At 45.5% G+C, this 25,535-nt stretch carries 5 protein-coding genes; 1 reads left to right on the plus strand and 4 read right to left on the minus strand.

From position 1 onward, the window contains the following. Nucleotides 1-232 precede the first annotated feature (232 nt). Nucleotides 233-19,402, plus strand: a complete 19,170-nt coding sequence (locus tag K1X61_07775; protein ID MBX7108528.1) for a putative metal-binding motif-containing protein — start codon at nucleotides 233-235, stop codon at nucleotides 19,400-19,402. 223 nt (nucleotides 19,403-19,625) lie between these two features. Here K1X61_07775 and K1X61_07780 read toward each other — a convergent pair whose 3' ends face one another. The 4 genes from K1X61_07780 to K1X61_07795 all read right to left on the minus strand — a co-directional run bounded on the left by K1X61_07780 (nucleotide 19,626) and on the right by K1X61_07795 (nucleotide 25,154). Continuing rightward, nucleotides 19,626-20,564, minus strand: a complete 939-nt coding sequence (locus tag K1X61_07780) for a hypothetical protein (GenBank protein MBX7108529.1) — start codon at nucleotides 20,562-20,564, stop codon at nucleotides 19,626-19,628. Between the two features lie 6 nt (nucleotides 20,565-20,570). Beyond that, complete coding sequence (locus K1X61_07785; GenBank protein ID MBX7108530.1) at nucleotides 20,571-22,040, minus strand: MBOAT family protein; 1,470 nt, start codon at nucleotides 22,038-22,040, stop codon at nucleotides 20,571-20,573. 138 nt (nucleotides 22,041-22,178) lie between these two features. Further along, nucleotides 22,179-22,268 (minus strand): hypothetical protein, encoded by a 90-nt coding sequence (locus K1X61_07790; GenBank protein ID MBX7108531.1) that lies wholly within the window; start codon nucleotides 22,266-22,268, stop codon nucleotides 22,179-22,181. 459 nt (nucleotides 22,269-22,727) lie between these two features. Further along, nucleotides 22,728-25,154: a T9SS type A sorting domain-containing protein gene (locus tag K1X61_07795; GenBank protein MBX7108532.1), complete on the minus strand. Its 2,427-nt coding sequence runs from the start codon at nucleotides 25,152-25,154 to the stop codon at nucleotides 22,728-22,730. Nucleotides 25,155-25,535 lie beyond the last annotated feature (381 nt).

A 25,535-nucleotide genomic window follows, 5' to 3' on the forward strand; every position in this document is an offset into this window, starting at 1 on the left:
TCCTGAGGAATTTATGCAGCTAAAAAATGCATGCCGAAACTAAAATCCTTAAAGGTATTTTAACGTATATTAGGCTTTGGATAAGAAGGAACGGAAGCATAGATTTGCCATCTTATTCAAAAGTTATTCAATGCAGGCTTTTCACGGTAATTCATTTGCATTCCTCAACACCATTTCGTTCACGGTCTGCGATGGCATGCAGGGTTAACCATTAACTAAAATTCCATTATTCATGTTGAAGTTTACATATTCAAGGGGCGTGCTGCCTTTTGTTTTGGGTCTGATTACGCTTTTCATTTCCGGTTCTTTGATGGCACAGGTTGATCCATTATCTATCCTGTGGCAAAGGCCGGTTGGCGGAAACCTGCAGGATGAAATACGTGATCTGAAACGAACACCCGACGGAGGCTGCGTCATCACCGGATTCAGCAAATCAACGGATGGAGACGTTGCCATCAATAAAGGCGATGATGACCTTTTGGTGGCAAAGATGGATGCCTTTGGCAACATACAATGGCTTAAAACCTATGGAGGCAACGGGCAGGAATGGGGAAGACATATTGAACTAACCAGTGATGGCGGATACATCATTGCCGGCCATGCTACCTCACTCGGCGACTATCTCGATGTTACTGGCAACCATGGCGGATTTGATTACTGGGTTGTAAAGGTAGGCAGCCAGGGCGAACTGCAATGGCAAAAAACACTGGGCGGATCACTGCTTGACCTTGGCTACAGTGTTCAGCAGACTGCTGATGGTGGCTACATCGCTTTTGGCGGCGTTAAGTCAATGGATGGAAACGTAACCGGAAAGACAACAGAAGATGCCGATTACTGGCTGGTAAGGTTAGATGTGAATGGTAACATATTGTGGCAGAGAAATATCGGCGGATCAAAACATGAGGAAGGCAGTTCGGTGGAGATCACTTCAGATCACGGTTTTATTATCTCCGGCTTCACAGATTCCAACGATAAAGATGCAACGGGCAACCATGGTGAAGATGACGCTTATATCGTAAAAACGGATTCGCTGGGGAATATTGAATGGGCGCGCTGTTATGGCGGCAGCCTGGAAGATGCGGCACGTGCAGCCATTGAAACAACGGACGGCGGTTTCGTCTTTGCCGGTTATACCAATTCTGAAGATGGTGATGTAGAAACCAAGCATGATGATCAGGATATATGGGTGGTGAAGCTCGATACTGCCGGGAATATCATCTGGGAAAAAGCATTTGGAGGCGGCTCGCTGGAATACGCTTATTCCATTGAAGAAAACATAGATCATACCGGTTACCTCGTTGCCGGCCACACCGGCTCTGACGGCGGTAATATTACCGGCAACCATGGCTTGTATGACATCTGGGCTTTTGAAGTTGACCTTGATGGAAAGCTGATCTGGCAACGGGCCATCGGTGGCACCGATAATGATTATGGCAGAAGTATCACGCAATCAGCCAACGGAGATTATTTCGTAGCCGGCTATACCAGCTCGTATGACGGTGAAGTGTCGGGCAAATATGCAGGCGAAGACGGCTGGGTGATCCGGCTGAAGGGTGATTGCTTTAATCAAACCTATTTCCAGGATGCCGATGGAGACGGCTTTGGCAATCCGTCCACGGCTACCAACACCTGTATATTAACTCCCGGTTTTATTCTGAATGCCGGCGATTGTAATGATGCCGATGCAGCCGTTTATCCGAATGCTGCTGAAGTCTGCAACGGCCATGATGATGACTGCGATGCACTGTCTGATGAAGGAGTACAAACCACCTATTACCTCGATGCGGATAGCGACGGGTTCGGTAATCCTTCTGCCACCATTGCAGCATGTTCGATTGTACCTTCCGGCTATACCATCAATAACACGGATTGTAACGATGGCAGCAATGCCGTCAGGCCAACAGCCACCGAAACCTGCAACAGCATAGATGACAATTGCAATGGTTCCATTGATGAACCGATGAAAGCATATAGCTATACGAATGACCTGGCAGGAATACCTGCCGGCATTTCCGTGAATGCTACTGCCACCAACCTCACAAGGGTGAACGGTGCATTGACCATTTCAATTTGTGAAAACGGATTTTCTTCCAAGAGTTTCTCCACCGGCAATGCCTTTAATAATGCTTTGCCAGCAGTACAGTTTACGGTCACGCCTGCAGCCGGTTACCAGTTGCAACTCTCTTCCTTTACGGCCGACCTGCGAAGAAACAGCAACGGCCCTGCCAAGGTCAGGTTTGCCTATAGTATAAACGGAGGCAGCACATGGATTGACCAGGGCACTGATTTCAGTGTAAATAACAGTGCCTGCGGTGTTGGTTTCACCTCCTCCTGGGATTTTGCTGATTTCATTTCCTCGCAGCCAATGATAGTGAGGATGTATGGCTACAATGCTGCTGCAGCGAGTGGTGTGCTGCAAGTGCTGAATGTAACGCTGAATGGTACGGTCTGCCTGATGTTTGACGATGACCATGACGGATATATCGCATCACTGGATTGCAACGATGCCAATCCCGCCATTCATCCGAATGCCGCAGAGAAATGCAATGGCATTGATGAAAACTGCAACACACAGATTGATGAAGGTGTTAAAATTACATTTTACGCAGATGCGGATAATGATGGTTATGGAAATCCTGCTGTGAGCTCGCCTGCCTGTGCGGCTCCGGGAGGAACAGTGCAGAACAATGAAGATTGTAACGATAATAATCAGGCTATCCATCCCGGTGTTGCGGAAATATGCAATGGAATTGATGAAGACTGTGATACACAGATTGATGACGGAGTGCAGACTGTCTTTTATGCTGATGCAGATAACGATACCTATGGCAGTCCGCTTGCGACGACGCTTGCATGTTCACTACCTTCCGGTTACGTTATCAATAACATTGATTGCAACGACGCAAATACTTCCATTCATCCGAATGCTGCGGAAACATGCAACGGCTTGGATGATAACTGCGATGCAGCAATTGATGAACCGGTCAGGATATATGACTATGTCAGTAATACGTCCGGCGTTCCGGAATCAATCAGCTTTGTTTCAGTAGGATCCAATCTGAAACCGGTAAATGGTGCTGGTATTGCCAGCGGTACCTCGGCCTGCCTGACGGGATATTCGGTGAAAAATTTTTCCACTGCCACCGCTTTCAGTAATACGCTTTCGGCTGTTGAATTTACTATCACCCAGAATGCAGGATATCAGGTGAATGGCACTTCCTTTTCGGTGGACCTGAGGAGAAGCGGAGCAGGGCCTGCAAAAGTACGCTTGGCATACAGTACCAATGGAGGAAGCAGCTGGACCGATGAGGGAATTGATCATGATTTGTCCAATGCCCTTTGCGGAAACATGACCAGCCTGAACTGGGACTTTGCCGATTTCGCGACTGGCCAGCCAGTTACAGTAAGAATTTACGGGTACAATGCATCTGCCATTTCAGGTGTTCTGCAGGTGATGAATGCGCGGCTGACCGGTAATATCTGCCAGATCCTCGACGCTGATAATGACACCTATAATACCATTGTTGACTGCAATGATGCCAATGCAACGATTCATCCCAATGCAACGGAAGTATGCAATACTCTGGATGATGACTGTAACGGACAAATTGATGAAGGCGTAAAAATTACTTTTTATGCCGATGCAGATAATGATGCCTATGGCAATAATGCCGTAACAACACAGGCTTGTACACCGCCGGCAGGTTATGTGTCATTCAACACCGATTGTAACGACGCGATAGCCACTGTTTACCCTGGTGCACCAGAACAATGCAATGCCATTGATGATGACTGCGATACACAGACAGATGAAGGAGCAAGTGCAACATTTTATATGGATGCTGACAACGACCTGTATGGCAATGCAGCAGTGAAAGTGGTAACCTGTCCGGCGCCGCCGGGTTATGTGAGTGATCACACGGATTGCAACGATAATGAAGCAGCGATTCATCCTGATGCGGCAGAATCCTGCAATCTTATTGATGATGATTGTGACGGTGTAAACGATGACGGGGTGCAGACGACATTTTATGCGGATAACGACCTCGACTCTTTCGGCAATCCCGCCGTTACCACAGCAGCATGTATTGTGCCCGCAGGATTCGTCGGTAATAACAGTGACTGCAATGATGCAAATGCCGGCATACAACCCAATACACCCGAAACATGTAATGGCATTGACGACAATTGTAATGGTGCATATGATGAAGCGGTGCAGGTTTATCACTATACCGATAATGTGTCAGGTATTCCGGCTACGGTAGATGCAAAAGCTACGGCCTCTAACTTGTCTTTGGTTAACGGCGCTTTAACAACCATCCAATGCCCGACAGGCCTTTCGGCCAAAAATTTTACAAGCGCAACGACATTCGGCGATACCCTGCCGGCTATTGAATTCAGCTTCCTGGCCAATAGCGGATTCCAGCTTGGTGCAACATCAGTATCTGCAGCACTCAGAAGAAGCAGTAGCGGACCCACACAGATTCGTTTTGCTTACAGCCTCGATAACGGCAATACATGGATCGATGAAGGCATCAATCACAGTGTAGCTAATGCTGCCTGCGGAACAACGAATAACACCATCTGGGACTTCGATGATTTCATTACCATTCAAACCGTGAGGTTCCGGATATACGCTTTCAATGCAGCTTCCACAGGGGGCGTGTTGCAGCTGCTGAATGTAAACCTCGATGGTAATATCTGCCCGCTTGCCGATGATGATGGTGACGGATATAATGCTTCCATTGATTGTGACGATAACAACCCGACAACACATCCTGGCGCAGCCGAAATCTGCAATGGTATTGATGACAACTGCAATATTGATATCGATGAAGGTGCCACTATCATTTTTTATGCGGATGCAGATAATGATGGTTACGGTAACCCGTCATCCACCACACTGGCCTGCAATGCTTCCACCGGATTTGTAGCCGACAATACCGACTGCAATGATGCCAGCGCTGTCATTCATCCTAATGCATCCGAAATATGCAATGGGCTCGATGAAAACTGCAATGCGGAGGTTGATGAAGGCGCCAAGACAACTTTCTTTGCTGACGCTGATAATGACACCTATGGAAATCCGCTTGCCACTACATTAGCCTGCACGTTGCCTTCCGGATATGTTACCAACAATGCGGATTGCAATGATGCCAATGCACTTATCAAACCGGGCGCTGCTGAGATCTGCAATTACGTTGATGACAATTGCAATACGGCTATTGATGAAGAAGTGATGATCTTCACTTATACCAACAGCACCTCAGGATCACCTTCCTTTGTATCCGTTCAAGCAACGGCTACCAATCTTACCGGAGTTAACAATGCTGCCGTTACTACCGGCTGTTCAACGGGTTTGATGCTGCAGAACTTCACGAATGCTTCTTCTTACAATACCAATTTACCTGCTGTAGAATTCACTCTTTCTCCACAATCCGGTTACCAGGTTCAACCGTCTTTTTTCTCTGTTGATCTCAGAAAAAACGGAAGCGGTCCTGCATTCGTTCGTTTTGCCTATAGCATCAATGGCGGCAGTTCCTGGATTGACCAGGGTATTGATCAAAGTGTGCTGAATGGCAATTGCGCCGGCACCACCCATTTTACTTGGGACATCAATGACTTTAGCAGTACCGTGCCTGTAAAATTCCGGATCTATGGTTTCAAAGCCAATAGCCTGACAGGCGTGCTGCAGGTACTTAACCTGAACATCAACGGTAATGTATGCCCTATCACTGTAGATGCCGATTTGGATGGCTATACCAATGTTATTGATTGCAATGACAACAATTCCGCAATCAATCCCGGCGCTACCGAAGTATGTAATGGGCTCGACGACAATTGCAATACACAGATTGATGAAGGTGTAAAAACAACATTCTATGCAGATGCTGATAATGACACCTATGGCAATCCGGCAATAATGACTGACGCCTGTACCAAGCCTTCCGGATATGCGGCAAACAATACAGATTGCAATGACAATAATGCAGTCATCAATCCGGCAGCAGCAGAAATCTGCAATGCGATAGATGATAATTGCAACACATTAACTGATGAAGGGGTGAGCTTGTTATGCTTTGCAGATGCCGACAATGATGGTTATGGCAATGCAGCAGTATCGAATTCCGTTTGCGTGCTGCCTTCCGGATACGTCCTTAATAGCACCGACTGCAACGATAGCAACGGTGCCATCAATCCTGCTGTAAGGGAAACATGTAACACCATAGATGATGATTGTGATGCACTCACCGATGAGTCCGCCACCATCTATCAGTTTACCGACAATACCACAGGCATACCTGCTTATGCAGATCTGCATGCAACAATCACCAATTTTGCTATGGTGAATGGAGCTATATCAGCTTCCGGCTGTGCCAATGGTTTCTCAGTAAAAAACTTCACCTCCACCACCACCTTCAGCACTTCGCTGCCGGCAATAGAGTTCACCATCCAACCTGTTTCAGGCTATCGTACTGAAGCAACTTCTTTTTCAGCAGAACTGAGAAGAAATGGTGGCGGGCCTTCTAAAGTGCGGTTTGCTTACAGCACCAACGGCGGCAGCACCTGGATTGACCAGGGCATCAACCAGGCTTTGCTGAACAAGGAATGCGGCGTGATGACTCCGTCATCCTGGGATTTCGCTGATTTCACAGCCACAGAAAAGATCATGTTCCGGATTTATGGCTTCGATGCCTCTTCCACTACCGGTTCATTGCAACTGCTCAATGTCAATTTCTATGGCAACATATGCCAGGTGATCACCGACAATGACGGTGACGGATATAATTCCACCGTTGATTGTAATGACCTCAATCCTGCTATTTATCCCGGTGCAGCTGAAATCTGCAATGCACTCGATGATGATTGTGATACACAAATTGATGAAGGCCTGCAGGCAACTTATTATGCCGACAGCGATCATGATAACTTCGGCAATGCCGCCATCAGCACCGTTGCCTGTGCACCTCCTTCCGGATACGTGGCAGATCTCACCGATTGCAATGACAACAATACTGCTGTTCATCCGGGTGCGATTGAAATCTGCAACACCCTTGATGATAATTGTGACACGCAGGTGGATGAAGGTGTCATTCTCACTTTTTATGCAGACAGTGATAATGATTTATATGGCAACAGTGCTGTATCGGTGACCGGATGCGTTGCTCCTTCAGGATATGTATCTGCCAATAGTGATTGCAATGATGCCAATGTAGCGGTTAATCCTGGTGCAGCAGAAACCTGTAACGGGCTGGATGATAACTGTAATGGAACCGCTGATGAAGCCACTAAAATTTATAATTATACGAATACCAACAACGGAGTTCCGTCATCTTTCGATATCCATACAACCGTCACCAACCTTACGTGTGTAAACACAGCCATTGTTGCCAATACATGCCCGACAGGATATACAACAAAAAATTACCCGTCAACCACGACTTTCTCCACCTCGCTGCCGGCCGTTGAATTCACCATTACACCGGCAAGCGGATATAAGATTGATGCCGCCTCATTTGGCGCCGATATCAGACGAAGCAGTGCCGGTCCGGTTTCACTCAGATTCGCTTACAGCAAGGATGGCGGCAACTCCTGGATTGACCAGGGCATCAATCAGGCTGCTCCTAATTCAGGATGCGGAACTACAATCACAACGGCTTGGGACTTTACCGATTTCAGCATTTACCAGCCTGTAAAATTCAGAATTTATGGATTTAATGCTTCCGGAACGTCAGGCGCATTGCAGTTACTCAATGTGTATGTGCTGGGTAAAGTCTGTGTGATTGTTGATGCAGATGGCGATGGCTATGAATCTGCCATCGATTGTAATGATATAAACCCTGCTGTATTTCCGGGTGCGACAGAAACCTGCAATAATACCGATGACAACTGCGACGGACAGACAGATGAAAATGTCAAATTAACTTTTTATGCTGATGCTGATCTTGATACCTATGGCAATGCTGCCGTAACAATACTGGCCTGTGCCCAGGGCGCAGGTATTGTTTCCAACAGTGATGATTGCAATGACAGCAATGCCGCCATCAATCCTGCGCAGGCGGAAACCTGCAATAATGCGGATGACAACTGCGATGGCATAACGGATGAACCAATACAGGCCTATCATTATACTACGAACACTTCCGGCATACCTGCATCTTACGCTTCACATGCTGTAGTAACAAACCTGCTGCCTGTTAACACCGCTTCGGTTGCCACCGGTTCAGGTGCGTGCCTGACAGGCATTTCTGTCAAAGGATTTGCAAACAGCCCTGCTTTTAACACGGCACTTCCTGCCTTACAATTTTTTATTACACCGGATGCAGGTTACCAGGTGAATGCAAGCAGTCTTTCTATCGAAGGCAGAAGAAATGCCAGCGGCCCGGCATCACTCCGGCTTGCCTACAGCACAGATGGCGGCAATACATGGACAGATCAGGGCTTTGACCTGTCGCTGTCAAACACAGATTGTGGTATTATGACCAGTGCAAACTGGGACTTCAATGATTTTTCAGCATACCAGCAAATCATCTTCCGGATTTATGGATTCAATGCATCCTCCACTTCAGGAATACTTCAATTACTGAATGTAAACCTGATAGGCAATGTTTGTTTGATACCCGATTTTGATAACGATGGCTATAATGCACTGACAGACTGCAACGATGCCAATGCCGGCATTTATCCAAATGCCGTGGAAGTATGCAATAACCTGGATGATGATTGTGATACAGAGATTGATGAGGGCGTGAAGATTACCTTCTTCGCTGATGCCGATAACGACACTTATGGTGATGCCGGTGTCACTGTGCAGGCTTGCACCGCACCCTTAGGTTATGTTGCCAACAATACCGACTGCAATGATGCCAATGCTTCCATCAATCCGTCAGTAGTTGAGATTTGCAATGGGCTTGATGATAACTGCGATTCGCAGACCGATGAGAATGTAAAATCCACTTTTTACGCTGATGCTGATAACGATACTTTCGGGAATCCATCCGTTACAACAGCTTCCTGTATCGCGCCTTCCGGTTATGTATCGAACAACACGGATTGTAATGATGCCAATGCAAACATTAAACCTACGGCCACGGAAACCTGCAACAATGTAGATGATAACTGTAACGGATTTACGGATGAATCCATAAAAATTTACAATTATGCAGACAACACATCCGGCGTTCCATTTTTTGTTTCGCCGCACAGCACCGGAACAAGCCTCACCCGTGTGAATGGCGCATCTTCTGCAGGCACTGCTGCCTGCGCGACAGGATTTTCTTCGAAGTTTTTCACTACACCCACAATTTTCGATACTTCCTTACCCGCCGTTGAATTCACCATCACACCGTCGGCCGGATACAGTGTCTCTGCCGAATCATTAACTGCAGAACTGAGAAGAAGCTCAAGCGGCCCTGCCAGTGTCCGACTCGCCTACAGCATTAATGGTGGTGCAAGCTGGTTCGATCAGGGAATAAATCAATCCCTTGCCAATACTGCATGTGGTGCGATGACCAATGTCAGCTGGGATTTTGCGGATTTCTCAACAGGAAGTGCCCTCAAATTCAGGATCTATGGTTTCAATGCATCTTCTACCTCAGGTATACTACAGCTTTTGAATGTAACAATCAATGGAAAAGTTTGCACCGTTGCCGATGCTGATGGAGATGGATTTCTTGCAGGCGCTGATTGCAATGATAACAACCCTGCCATTCATCCCGGTGCGACGGAACTTTGCAACACTGTAGATGATGATTGCGATACGCAGATTGACGAAGGCGTGAAGATCACATTCTATGCCGATGCCGATAATGACACTTATGGGAATATTTCCGTCACAACGCAGGCTTGCACCGCTCCTTCGGGTTATGTTGCAAACAGTTTGGATTGTAACGATGCCAATGCTACCGTTAAGCCTTCAGCAACTGAAATCTGTAACAGTGTAGATGATGATTGCGATACACAGATTGATGAAGGTGTGAAGCTCACTTTCTATGCCGATGCTGATAATGACACTTACGGTAATGCTGCTGTCACTACGCAGGCTTGCACTGCTCCTTCGGGTTATGTGGCAAACAGTTTAGATTGTAACGATGCCAATGCAAGTATCAAACCTTCCGCAACAGAGATCTGTAACACTGTAGATGATGATTGCGATACACAGATTGATGAAGGCGTGAAGATCACATTCTATGCCGATGCCGATAATGACACTTATGGGAATATTTCCGTCACAACTCAGGCTTGTACTGTTCCTTCGGGTTATGTGGCAAACAGTTTAGATTGTAATGATGCTAATGCTGCTGTCAAACCTTCGGCCACGGAAATCTGTAACACTGTAGATGATGATTGCGATACACAGATTGATGAAGGCGTGAAGATCACCTTCTATGCTGATGCTGATAATGACACTTACGGCAATGTTGCTGTCACTACGCAGGCTTGTACGGCTCCTTCCGGTTACGTGGCAAACAGTTTGGATTGTAACGATGCCAATGCTGCCGTTAAGCCTTCAGCAACTGAAATCTGTAACAGCGTAGATGATAATTGTAACACACAGATTGATGAAGGTGTGAAGCTCACCTTCTATGCTGATGCTGATAATGACACTTACGGCAATGTTGCTGTCACTACGCAGGCTTGTACGGCTCCTTCCGGTTACGTTTCAAATAGTACTGACTGCAATGATGCCAACGCTGCTGTCAAACCTTCGGCCACGGAGATCTGTAACACTGTAGATGATGATTGCGATACACAGATTGATGAAGGTGTGAAGATCACCTTCTATGCTGATGCTGATAATGACACTTACGGTAATGTTGCTGTCACCACACAGGCTTGCACGACTCCTTCGGGCTATGTAGCTAACAGTACTGACTGCAATGATGCTAATGCTGCCGTTAAGCCTTCAGCAACTGAAATCTGTAACAGCGTAGATGATAATTGTAACACACAGATTGATGAAGGTGTGAAGCTCACTTTCTATGCCGATGCTGATAATGACACTTATGGTAATGTTGCTGTCACTACACTGGCTTGTTCCGCTCCTTCCGGTTACGTAGCTAACAGCACTGACTGCAATGATGCCAATACCGGTATCAATCCGGGTATTACCGAAATGTGTAACAGTATTGATGATAACTGCAACACGCAGATTGATGAGTCCATTAAGGTCTACAACTACACGGATAACACTGCCGGTATTCCTTTATCATTCGCCTCCAATGCAACGGCCGGCAATCTCACACGTGTTAACGGGGCAGCTGTGCCTGCAGGGTCAGGCACATGCCCTACCGGATTTTCAACCAAAAACTTCCCCGTTACCACCACCTTTGCCTCATCCTTACCGGCCATTGAGTTCACCCTCACGCCGGCCAGCGGCTTCAGGGTGGAAGCTCAGTCTTTCTCAGCTAACCTGAGGAGAAGTTCCGGAGGGCCCGCTTCCATCCGATTTGCCTATAGCATCAATGGTGGCACCACCTGGATTGATCAGGGTTCCAATCAGTCCGTTGCCACTTCCGTTTGCGGTACCATGACGGCAGCCGCCTGGGATTTCAATGACTTCTCTTCTCAGCAACCCGTGAAGTTCAGGGTTTATGGTTTCAATGCTTCTGCTACTTCTGGAGTGCTTCAGTTGATCAATGTAACCCTCAATGGCAGAGTTTGCCCGGTAACCGATATCGATGGTGATGGCTTTGATGTAAGTGTTGACTGTAACGATAACAATCCTGCCATTCATCCCGGAGCAACAGAAGTATGCAACAGCACCGATGACAACTGCGACACACAGATTGATGAAGGTGTGAAGATCACTTTCTATGCCGATGCTGATAATGACACTTATGGTAATGCTGCTGTCACTACGCAGGCTTGTTCGGCTCCTTCCGGTTTCGTGGCTAACAGTTTAGATTGTAACGATGCCAATGCAAGTATCAAACCTTCGGCGACGGAGATCTGTAACACTGTAGATGATGATTGCGATACACAGATTGATGAAGGCGTGAAGCTTACCTTCTACGCTGATGCCGATAATGACACTTACGGTAATGCTGCTGTCACCACGCAGGCTTGTACGGCTCCTAACGGTTACGTTTCAAATAGTACTGACTGCAATGATGCTAATGCTGCCGTTAAGCCTTCAGCAACTGAAATCTGTAACAGCGTAGATGATAATTGTAACACACAGATTGATGAAGGTGTGAAGCTTACCTTCTATGCTGATGCTGATAATGACACTTATGGTAATATCGCTGTCACAACTCAGGCTTGTACTGCTCCTTCCGGTTACGTGGCCAACAGCACAGACTGCAATGATGCCAATGCTTCTATTAAGCCTTCTGCAACAGAGATCTGTAATACTGTAGATGATGATTGCGATACGCAGATTGACGAAGGCGTGAAGATCACATTCTATGCCGATGCCGATAATGACACTTATGGGAATATTTCCGTCACAACTCAGGCTTGTACCGCTCCTTCGGGTTATGTGGCAAACAGTTTAGATTGTAATGATGCCAATGCTGCCGTTAAGCCTTCGGCGACAGAGATCTGTAACACTGTTGATGATGATTGTGATACACAGATTGATGAAGGTGTGAAGCTTACCTTCTATGCTGATGCTGATAATGACACTTATGGTAATATCGCTGTCACAACTCAGGCTTGTACTGCTCCTTCCGGTTACGTGGCAAACAGTTTGGATTGTAACGATGCCAATGCTGCCGTTAAGCCTTCAGCAACTGAAATCTGTAACAGTGTGGATGATGATTGTGATACACAGATTGATGAAGGTGTGAAGCTTACCTTCTATGCTGATGCCGATAATGACACATATGGTAATGCTGCTGTCACTACGCAGGCTTGTTCGGCTCCTAACGGTTACGTTTCAAATAGTACTGACTGCAATGATGCTAATGCTGCCGTTAAGCCTTCAGCAACTGAAATCTGTAACAGTGTGGATGATGATTGCGATACACAGATTGATGAAGGCGTGAAGCTTACCTTCTATGCTGATGCTGATAATGACACTTATGGTAATGCTGCTGTCACTACGCAGGCTTGTACGGCTCCTTCCGGTTTCGTGGCTAACAGTTTAGATTGTAATGATGCTAGTGCTGCTGTCAAACCTTCGGCAATAGAGATCTGTAACACTGTAGATGATGATTGTGATACACAGATTGATGAAGGTGTGAAGATCACTTTCTATGCCGATGCTGATAATGACACTTATGGTAATGTTGCTGTCACTACGCAGGCTTGTACTGCTCCTTCGGGATATGTAGCAAACAGTTTGGATTGTAACGATGCCAATGCTGCCGTTAAGCCTTCAGCAACTGAAATCTGTAACAGTGTGGATGATGATTGCGATACACAGATTGATGAAGGCGTGAAGCTTACCTTCTACGCTGATGCCGATAATGACACTTACGGTAATGTTGCTGTCACCACACAGGCTTGTACGGCTCCTTCGGGCTATGTAGCTAACAGTACTGACTGCAATGATGCTAATGCAAGTATAAAACCTTCCGCAACGGAGATCTGTAATACTGTAGATGATGATTGCGATACACAGATTGATGAAGGTGTGAAGATCACTTTCTATGCCGATGCTGATAATGACACTTATGGTAATGCTGCTGTCACTACGCAGGCTTGTACGGCTCCTTCCGGTTACGTAGCTAACAGCACTGACTGCAATGATGCCAATGCCGGTATCAATCCGGGTATTACCGAAATGTGTAACAGTATTGATGATAACTGCAACACGCAGATTGATGAGTCCATTAAGGTCTACAACTATACGGATAACACTGCCGGTATTCCTTTATCATTCGCCTCCAATGCAACAGCAAGCAATCTTATCCGAATCAACTCAGCTGATGTCAGCACTACCTGCCCCTCAGGGTTTTCTTCTAAAAACTTCACGCCTGCTCTTGTTTTTAGTAACACTTTGCCGGCAGTGGAATTTACCATCACCCCAACACCCGGTTACAAAATAGAAGCAGCTTCCTTCACAGCTGAATTAAGAAGAAGTGGAAGCGGGCCCGCTTCCATCCGTTTTGCTTATAGCCGGGATAATGGTTCCACCTGGACCGACCAGGGTGCTAATCAATCACTGACCAGCAAAAGCTGCGGACTGATGACGCCGGCTTCCTGGGACTTTGCCGATTTCACTGCTACTTCCTCGCTCCGATTCAGGATCTATGGCTTTAATGCTTCGGCAACCACCGGTATTCTGCAATTGATCAATGTAACCCTCAATGGCAGAGTTTGCCCGGTAACCGATATCGATGGTGATGGCTTTGATGTAAGTGCTGACTGCAACGATAACAATCCTGCCATTCATCCAGGAGCAACAGAAGTATGCAACAGCACCGATGACAACTGCGACACACAGATAGATGAAGGCGTGAAGATCACCTTCTATGCCGATGCCGATAATGACACTTACGGTAATGCTGCTGTCACTACGCAGGCTTGTACGGCTCCTTCGGGATATGTAGCAAACAGTTTAGATTGTAATGATGCTAATGCTGCCGTTAAGCCTTCTGCAACAGAGATCTGTAACAGCGTGGACGATGATTGCGATACACAGATTGATGAAGGTGTGAAGCTTACCTTCTATGCTGATGCTGATAATGACACTTATGGTAATGCTGCTGTCACTACGCAGGCTTGTACGTCTCCTTCGGGCTATGTGGCAAACAGTTTTGATTGTAATGATGCTAATGCTGCTGTCAAACCTTCGGCGACGGAGATCTGTAATACTGTAGATGATGATTGCGATACACAGATTGATGAAGGTGTGAAGCTCACCTTCTATGCTGATGCTGATAATGACACTTATGGTAATGCTGCTGTCACTACGCAGGCTTGTACGGCTCCTTCGGGCTATGTGGCAAACAGTTTTGATTGTAATGATGCTAATGCTTCAGTCAAACCTTCGGCGACGGAGATCTGTAATACTGTAGATGATGATTGCGATACACAGATTGATGAAGGTGTGAAGCTCACCTTCTATGCCGATGCCGATAATGACACTTATGGAAATGTTGCTGTCACTACGCAGGCTTGCACTGCTCCTTCGGGATATGTAGCAAACAGTTTGGATTGTAACGATGCCAATGCTGCCGTTAAGCCTTCTGCAACAGAGATCTGTAATACTGTAGATGATGATTGCGATACACAGATTGATGAAGGTGTGAAGCTCACCTTCTATGCCGATGCCGATAATGACAGTTACGGTGATGTTGCCGTCACTACGCAGGCTTGTACTGCTCCTTCCGGTTACGTTACTAACAGTTTAGATTGTAATGATGCTAATGCTGCCGTTAAGCCTTCAGCAACAGAGATCTGTAACAGTGTGGATGATAATTGTAACACACAGATTGATGAAGGTGTGAAGATCACCTTCTATGCAGATGCTGATAATGACACTTACGGTAATGTTGCTGTCACCACATTGGCTTGCAATGTACCATATGGTTATGTGGCCAACAGCTTAGATTGTAACGATGCAGATGCGTCAATCAAACCTTCCGCAACCGAAATCTGCAACAGCGTGGATGACGATTGTAACACACAGATTGATGATGGTGTGAAGATCACCTTCTATGCTGATGCCGATAATGACACTTTCGGTGATGTTGCCGTCACTACGCAGGCTTGTACGGCTCCTTCGGGTTTCGTGGCTAACAGTTTAGATTGCAATGATGCTAATGCTGCTGTCAAACCTTCCGCAACGGAGATCTGTAACACTGTTGATGATGATTGTGATACACAGATTGATGAAGGTGTGAAGCTTACCTTCTATGCTGATGCTGATAATGATACTTATGGCAATGCTGCTGTCACTACGCAGGCTTGCAACATGCCTTATGGTTATGTTGCCAACAGCTTAGACTGTAACGATGCAGATGCCTCAATCAAACCTTTGGCGACGGAGATCTGTAACAGCGTGGACGATGATTGTGATACACAGATTGACGAAGGTGTGAAGATCACCTTCTATGCAGATGCCGATAATGACACTTACGGTGATGTTGCTGTCACCACATTGGCTTGCAATGTACCATATGGTTATGTGGCCAACAGCTTAGATTGTAACGATGCAGATGCCTCAATCAAACCTTCCGCAACCGAAATCTGCAACAGCGTGGATGACGATTGTAACACACAGATTGATGATGGTGTGAAGATCACCTTCTATGCCGATGCTGATAATGACACTTATGGCAATGTCACAGTCACCACACAGGCTTGTTCCGCTCCTTCCGGTTACGTGGCCAACAGCACAGACTGCAATGATGCCAATGCCGGTATCAATCCGGGTATTACCGAAATGTGTAACAGTATTGATGATAACTGTGACACACAGATTGATGAAGGTGTGAAGTTCACCTTCTATGCTGATGCTGATAATGACACTTACGGTGATGTTGCTGTCACCACATTGGCTTGCAATGTACCATATGGTTATGTGGCCAACAGCTTAGATTGTAACGATGCAGATGCCTCAATCAAACCTTCCGCAACCGAAATCTGCAACAGCGTGGATGATGATTGTAACACACAGATTGATGATGGTGTGAAGATCACCTTCTATGCTGATGCCGATAACGACACTTTCGGTGATGTTGCCGTCACAACACAGGCTTGCAACGTGCCTTATGGTTACGTTGCCAACAGCTCCGACTGTAACGATGCAAATGCCTCAATCAAACCTTCCGCAACCGAAATCTGCAACAGCGTGGATGATAATTGTGATACACAGATTGATGAAGGTGTGAAGCTCACTTTCTATGCCGATGCTGATAATGACACTTATGGCAATGTCGCAGTCACCACACAGGCTTGTTCCGCTCCTTCCGGTTACGTGGCCAACAGCACAGACTGCAATGATGCCAATGCCGGTATCAATCCGGGTATTACCGAAATGTGTAACAGTATTGATGATAACTGTGACACACAGATTGATGAAGGTGTGAAGCTCACTTTCTATGCCGATGCTGATAATGACACTTATGGCAATGTCGCAGTCACCACACAGGCTTGTTCCGCTCCTTCCGGTTACGTGGCCAACAGCACAGACTGCAATGATGCCAATGCCGGTATCAATCCGGGTATTACCGAAATGTGTAACAGTATTGATGATAACTGTGACACACAGATTGATGAAGGTGTGAAGTTCACCTTCTATGCTGATGCTGATAATGACACTTACGGTGATGTTGCTGTCACCACATTGGCTTGCAATGTACCATATGGTTATGTGGCCAACAGCTTAGATTGTAACGATGCAGATGCCTCAATCAAACCTTCCGCAACCGAAATCTGCAACAGCGTGGATGATGATTGTAACACACAGATTGATGATGATGTGAAGATCACCTTCTATGCTGATGCCGATAATGACACTTTCGGTGATGTTGCCGTCACAACACAGGCTTGCAACGTGCCTTATGGTTATGCTTCTAACAGCTTAGATTGTAATGACGCAGATGCAAGTATTAAACCTTCTGCATCCGAGATTTGCAACAGTGTTGATGACAATTGCAATGGTGAGACGGATGAACCAATACAGCTCTTTGTTTACACGGATGATATTTCCGGCAGCCCTCAGTTTGTTGCTGCGCAATCAACCGCCGGCAATCTGATATTTGTCAATGGTGCTGGCATTGCAACAGGATGTCCAACCGGATTTTCAGCCAAGAATTTTCCATCGAATACAGTATTCAGCACCGCTTATCCTGGAATAGAATTCACGATTACTCCGCAGACGGGATATGTGGTGGCTGCAGGTTCCTTCAGTGCAGCTTTAAGAAGAAATGGTATTGGCCCTGCGAACGTCCGTTTTGCCTATACGGTTGATGGCGGAAATACATGGGTAGATCAGGGCACAGATATCTCGCTGGAGAATACTGATTGCGGACTTACCACAAATGCCAATTGGGACTTCGGCAATTTCTCTTCCGCACAACCTGTAACTTTCCGGATCTATGGATTCAATGCATCATCCGGCACCGGCGTATTGCAAGTGCTGAACATAACACTGTCAGGAAACATATGCCCCGCTACCGATGCAGATAACGATGGCTATGATGTCTTCTTTGATTGTGATGATCATAACAATATGATTAATCCCGGATTGCAGGATATCTGCAATGGAATAGATGATAATTGTAATACCCTGATTGACGAGGATGTGCACGTGTTTCATTACACCGATAACATTTCAGGAATCCCTCAGTCTGTTACGCAGCATGCCACCGGCAGCAACCTGTCACTGGTTAATAATTCTATACTTGCACCGGGATGTCCCACCGGCTTTTCTTCAAAAGATTATACTGCTGCCACCGTTTTCGATACAACATTGCCGGCTGTTCAATTCACAATCACCAGTGAGGCAGGATTTCAGCTGGAGGCAGGTTCACTCTCAGCAGATGTAAGAAGAAATGGAATTGGCCCTGCTTCTCTGCGTTTTGCATTCAGCACCGATAACGGTAGTAGCTGGATTGACAATAGCAGCGATTATTCAGTAAGCAATTCGGATTGCGGCATAACAACACCGATCCTTTGGGACTTTGCGGATTTTACAACCACTCAAACACTGGTGTGCAGGATTTATGGTTTCAACGCATCATCAACAGGCGGCGTACTGCAACTGCTTAATGTAAACTTCAATGGCAAGGTCTGTCCGCTGCCGGATAATGATCTGGATGGCTTCAACTCTGCGGTCGATTGCGATGACAATAATTTCAATGTAAATCCGGATGCAACAGAACTTTGCAATGGCATTGATGATGATTGTGACATGGTGACGGATGAAAATTCCATAGCAGCAGGCATCACGCCACTGGGCAGTCTTGACATCTGCGGAACAGGTTCTGTTGAATTACAGGCGGATGCCGGTGCAGGCTACACCTATCAGTGGTATCGCAACGATTCAATAGTTGCCGGAGCAACCGGTCAAAACTATACTGCTACGATAACCGGTGCTTACAGTGTTCTTATTACCAATCAAAGCAATTGCAGTAATACCTCCCCAGTAACCGCTGTCATTTACAATTGCCGCCTGAATGATGATACCGAGCATTTTGGCAATGCAACACTGTACCTGTATCCAAATCCTTCCAGCGGAAATTTTGTTGTCGAGATCAGGGACGCTGAAACAGAGGTTGGTCTTAATTCAGGAAATAATTTGTGCAATATCTGGGTAACCAATGCCTTTGGGCAAAGTGTTTACAGTGAATCGGTGCCGATCACAGATAATTTATTGAAAAAAGAAATCATACTGCCTGATGCAATTGCAGCAGGATGCTATATTGTGCATATCATCATAAAAAATGAAAGGGACGAAGCCCACAGTTTGCAATGGAACAGCAGGCTGATTATACAGCAGTAACCCATTCCTGTAACCGGTGATGCAGCTGATAATTGCATCACCGGTTATGCATTTCACCTTCTGAATGGCAGGATCTTTCGTATTGTCTTAATGCCCGAAACTGCCGCACCCCATGCGATGAATGTTGCTGCATATTCCATCACATCATGGCGGGTCCCATTCCACTGCGCATGAATTTTAAATTTCCAACCTGATTCATTATATCAGCCTTCCATGCTTGTTATCATTCGGTAATAAAAGGCTGTTGAACCAGCCATTCCATGAGTTGCTTTGATCCGGTATCATTCAGGTGATTCTCATCCATAAAATGAACAGGGTTGGAAAAAATTTCATTTGGAGGAATTAAAACCGGTCCGAACTTCTGGTAATACGGCAATTCGCGCGGTGCTTGTTGCGAATGATTATAGGAAGGCAGATATAAAAAACAAACCGCTATATCCTGTGTTTTTGCCAGTGCAACTATTTCAGCAATGTAATGACGCGGAAAATTCAGTTTCAGCGCGCGTAGTACCGAGGAGCCTGTATTGTTCACAGAAGGAGAATCGGGAACTTCCTGATTTGCCGGCAGGCTACTCGTTGATGAACCATAACCATAAATGGAGGCCGGATTTCCCTGACCGAAAGCTGAAGCCGGTCTAACCTTTAAAAATGATTTTACAAATTCCACCCGCATCTGCAACCCTTTCCATGAATCGCTGAAATATCTTGGGTTAACAAACACTGGTCTGAGCAAATCCGCTGACGATGCAATGTATCCGAAGTCAAGATGACTGAACGGTTCTTCATCTTCACGGACTTCCAGTACCAGCTTTTTAATTCTTTTCGCCGACATCAGGTCTTTCACAATGGCAAAATCCATATTACGGCCAAAGCGGCAATAGCCAAGATTAACAACATGCACCGGCTTTGATGCGTTGCCGGATATCGCAGTTTCGATCAGGGAATCTGCTATTGCGTGAATGGTTCTTGATGATCCGATAAAGGCAATGTCAACCGCTGCAGTGTCATGCATTCTGGCATAAATCCAGTCAGAATGATTATAACAGTCACTCTTGATAAAATGATAGGCGAATTGCTTATCGGCGGGAATGACAAAAAGAAATATGATGCTGGCCATCGGTAACAACATGAAGAGTAAAAGATTGATAGCGAGCTTTTGCATGGCTGTTCAGAATTGAAAGTATATAAATGCAGGGGCTGATTCATAGACACCAAAAACAACAATCATGGCGATCAGCACATAGTAAATTGACCAGCGGATCGCTTTTGGCAATAATGACTGAAGTAACGGAACCTGCTTTGATTCAATCATCCATTCTGCCATCATAAACAGCATAACTAAAGCGATCAGGAACTGCGGTAAAAGAGGGTGCAGTTGCTGACCGGCAAGTTGCTGCCACAGCGCAAGAAAATCGGATGAAAAATCTGCGGGATGAAAACGCAATGATGTTACTATACGTGTGGCTGCTGCTATGTCACCGGCTCTGAAAAAAATCCAGGCAAAACTTACAAGGTTGAAAGTGATGAATACACTCAGAATGCTCTTTAACATTCGCCAGGAACGAAGCCCGTTGAATTGACTGAAACGGTTCCTTATCGTAAGGGTAAATCTTTCTGTTAATAAGAAGAGACCATGTAACAAACCCCATATTACAAAAGTCCAGTTAGCACCATGCCATAGTCCGGAAACCAAAAAGACAATGAGAATATTCATCGTCCACCGCAATGTTGAAACTTTGTTTCCTCCCAGTGGAATGTACAGGTAATCCCTGAACCATGTTGAAAGGGAGATATGCCATCGGCCCCAGAATTCCGTAAAGGACCTGGCAAAATACGGCTGATGAAAATTTTTCGTCAGCCGGAAGCCCATCACTTTGGCAGCACCAATTGCAATGTCAGAGTATCCTGAAAAATCACCGTAAATCTGCAGCGCGAAAAACCAGGTGGCCAGCAACAGCAAATTTCCATTGTAGTCCTGGGGATGATGGTAAACCTCATTTACATACATTGCCAGGTTATCGGCTATCACCATTTTTTTAAAAAAGCCCCAAAGCATCTGCTTCAGGCCTAAGGTGATACGTCCGTATTCTATTGTATGCTTTTCATAAAACTGGTGCAACAAATTTTGAGGCCGCTCTATTGGTCCAGCCACCAGTTGCGGATAAAACATCACATACAAAGCATACATGCCGATATGCTTTTCAGGATGTTGTCTTCCGCGGTACACCTCCACTACATAACTCAAACTTTGGAAGGTGTGAAAAGAAAGTCCAATCGGCAAGGCAAGCCTGAGAGCTTCGACGGAATAGTTCCAGTGAAAAAAACCGGCCGCCACCTTTATGTTATCATTAAAGAAATTAAAATACTTAAAGATGAAAAGTGCGAGGCAGGTGGAAAGGATACTCGGCAGCAGATAAAGCTTCCTGCGATTTGTATCTGCTCCCGCAATCAGCCTGGCTGCTGTATAATCAACGATGATCAGTCCGCATAAGATGAGCAGGTAAGCAGGGATAAAAAAACTGTAAAACACACAGCTTGCCACTAAAAGCAGGAACCACCGGAACTGATGCGGGACAATAAAGTAGAGCAGCGTGACTACAGGAAAGAAAACAAAAAAAGAGACAGAATTAAATGCCATATTTTCCTTACGCGAATGCCCGGTAGGATCAAATGTAAAATTTTAACCGGCGTATTTATGGCAATACGTTTCATCCTATTGCAATCAACCATCTAAATACTATTCTTTAACTACTTTCACCGCCCTGGATAATTTATGCTACTGCTCCAGTATGATAAAATAAATGCCATTTGGCAAATAGGATAAGTCCAATTCTTGGTTTAATCCGGTTACTGGGGATGAAACCACCAATTTCCCCGTCAAATCATATGCAAAAGCAGTGACGTGGCAAGAAAGGTTGCCGGGTTCAATTGAGCTGATATCACTATAAGCTATATCAAAATACTTATAGTCATTCCGAACTTGTTTCAGGATCTCTTCAATTCATTGTCAGATGCTGAAATTTATCCGGCATGACCGCATTGATTGCCTGTTTTGAGATAACTTCCGAATAAATTTGGAAATATTATCGGATGACTACATACATTTTTCAGGAGCATATTACCAATTGCATCATTCCAAAAAAGTCTTTGATAAAAAGGCCTTGAATATATTTTAGTACAAAAAATAAAGCTTCCGTGCCGCACCAATTGTGACATTGTCGTTCGAATTAAAACATAGAAAAGGTCACGCTTTATTATGCAAAGCGTGACCTGATGCGGTGAGTATTATTTCCCGGGATAATCCGGAATGATTATGATTGCTTGGTTACCGGGTAATAAAAAGTTTTTCAACCTGACGCTTTCCATCAATCATTACCTGGCAGTAATAAGCACCTGCAGGAAGTTTCTTTGCGTCGAATGTTAATTGATAGGAGCCCGTAAGCTGTATTTCATTGTTAACGAGCCTGCTTATTTCCCTGCCTGATTGATCGAATATAGCAACCGTCACGGCGGAGGGAGCAACTATTTGATAAGCAATGGAAGTCTGCTGATCAAAAGGATTCGGATAGATCACTAAGCCGTCAGACTGCAGATAGTTGATATCCACGGCGGCAGAAGCATCTTTAGGAACCTCCTGATTGAGGTCAATGAGTGTATTGCCGGTATTGATGGTTGTCAGGAGGTCTGTCAGGCCATTGTTTTGTCCAAATACATCAACACCACCCACCACATGACCGCCGGCTGATTGCTCAACCGTTATCGTTGAAATGTAAGGTGTCTTGTTGTAACCCGTTATCGTGAGCGTGAGTGGATCATCATTCGTAAGGGCATTGAAAGAAAGATAGGCAATACCGCCGGATACTTTTGCTGTGGCAAGAATAGTTCCATTTACCGTTAATGCAGCTAAAGCATTCTCTTCATCACACGAAACAGTGAAGGAGCCCGATGAAGGTGCAATGGTTGGATCATGCAAAACGGTCATGGCTGTAGGCTGTGCCGTTCGCACTACTACAGAAGGGTCACCGAAGATCACCCAGGTGTCAGTCATTTCAATACCGTTGTTGCCATATTTATCATTCATGCTGAAGCAACCGTTAATGGATAATCCGCCATAGGTCCTGTTGATCTTATCGGCATAACTTTCAGTCAGTATCAGGTTGATCTCATCCTGTGCTTCCATGGGTTCGGCCCAGGCCTGCAGGATCGTAGACATAAAAGAGGATAAAGCTCCGGTCGGCTGGCCATTGCTGGTAGCGCGGGCCCACGCTTCTGCAAAACAGGTACTGGTCCTGAAATTACCTACAGAACATCCCACGATCCAGACAAAGGGCCATTTGGTTGTATTGGTAAGCGTATTCACATCACTGTTATTAAATCCGGTAGTACCCAAACTGGTGGTGCTGCCGTGGCCTGTATATTGAATAATACCGGCACCTGCGTTCACCAGGTCTCGCAGATTATTATCCGATGGATTGCCCGGTGCATCTACATTTCCGTGTGTACCGTCAAATAGTTCGGCAACTTCATTGTAGGTATAGTCCAACAGTTGTGTGCGGATCAGGTCTTCATGCTGATAATCGGCTTCGCCATCATCGCCGATACCGGCGCCTTCATTGGAAGCCATGCAAATACCTTTCGCAAAATAGCTGTCATCAACCGGTGTTTTTTCATAAGCTATCGTGCGGTTAACCTGCGTGATAACCTCAGCTTCTGTCTGTGCGGAGAAACGCCCGACAAAAATTTCCTGGTAATGATCATTACCTGAAATAAATCCATAGTCATTGTCAGAGTCGCCGGCATTGGTGCTGCTGGTCTTTACCTGTGCATCATCTCCTACGAGCAGCAGGAATGTCAGTCCATTGGTGTTATAATAATTTGCGACATAGTTTTTTATAGCTGTTTTACTGTTGCCGATTGTGGCAATATCCACCATCTCCGTTGGCAACCCTCTTTGTCTTTTCCAGTCAACAAAGGGCTGCATTTCATCCATAAAACTGCCATAGCTGATGATCAGCATGTTACCTTCTTCTTCCAAATGATCGTAACGGGTATCGCTGCCATAATTCAGAAAATGACTGGTATAAACATTTTCAAATTCCCTCGCAATCTTATCACTCATATAGTTACGCTCCAGTGCATTGATGACCTTACCTTTATTCTTGGGGGAAACAGTAACCGTAATTTCAGAATAAACCCGCAGTGTTTTGGTAACAGGATTATACTGGAAAGGATAAACGATAACCGTCTGACCCCTGAAATCCCTCAGAATATACGGATCTCTCATTTCCGCGATGTCTTCCGGGAAGAAAGCATCTTCCTGGTATGCCGTAGCATATTCATAGGGAATCGCTGATGGTATTACATCTCTTTTTAAAGACCCTTTGGATGGCGCTACCAGAACATTTTCAATGTCTGTATAGCTGCTGCCACTTATTGTCAGCTGCATGTTTTTATCGTCCGGAATAATAATGCTGGCAGTAAGTTTCGGAAGGTCGGGATAACCTTTCTTTAGCATGGGTGTTCCATCATCGAGGGTAATCACAAATGCTTCTCCGGTTGGTGTGCTGACTGGTTTTTGCACCATAGCGCCGGGACTGAACTTGATTACCGTAGTTTCTCCATTATCGGAAATAAGGGAGATATCAGTCTTTAGGCCGGTAACGGGTTGTGAGAAAGAAATTTTCGGACCTGTGAGAAAAAGCAGTGTTGTGCAAATTGACAGCAATGCCTTGAAAGTAATATTTCGTTTCATAGTTTAAGTTTTTAATGGTTTATGAATGGTGCGTAAAGACAAACTAAGTTACGCAATAAAGCTGAAGTTGCAACACTCAAGGTTTCTGGAGTGGTCTGGCTAAGCCGGATGATGCGGCCTTAACGATGGGCGGGAAAAACTCTCGCTTAATAAGATGTTTGTCCACGGTCGGCATCAGGCCGACTGAACTTTATATGCACCATTTGCTTTGTCAGGAAAAAAACCAACCATTTACATGGTCAGGGTTTCAAATCTTGAAGTAAGGAAGTAACAACTTACAAGCAGGTAAGTGAATTATTGTACCGACATATTCAGGAACGTTGCTCTAAAAAGAGGTATTCCAGTCGCAACTCTTAATACGGTTAACTTGCAATGCTTGAT

It is taken from the genome of Chitinophagales bacterium, assembly GCA_019694975.1.
In the GTDB taxonomy this organism is placed as follows: domain Bacteria; phylum Bacteroidota; class Bacteroidia; order Chitinophagales; family UBA10324; genus JACCZZ01.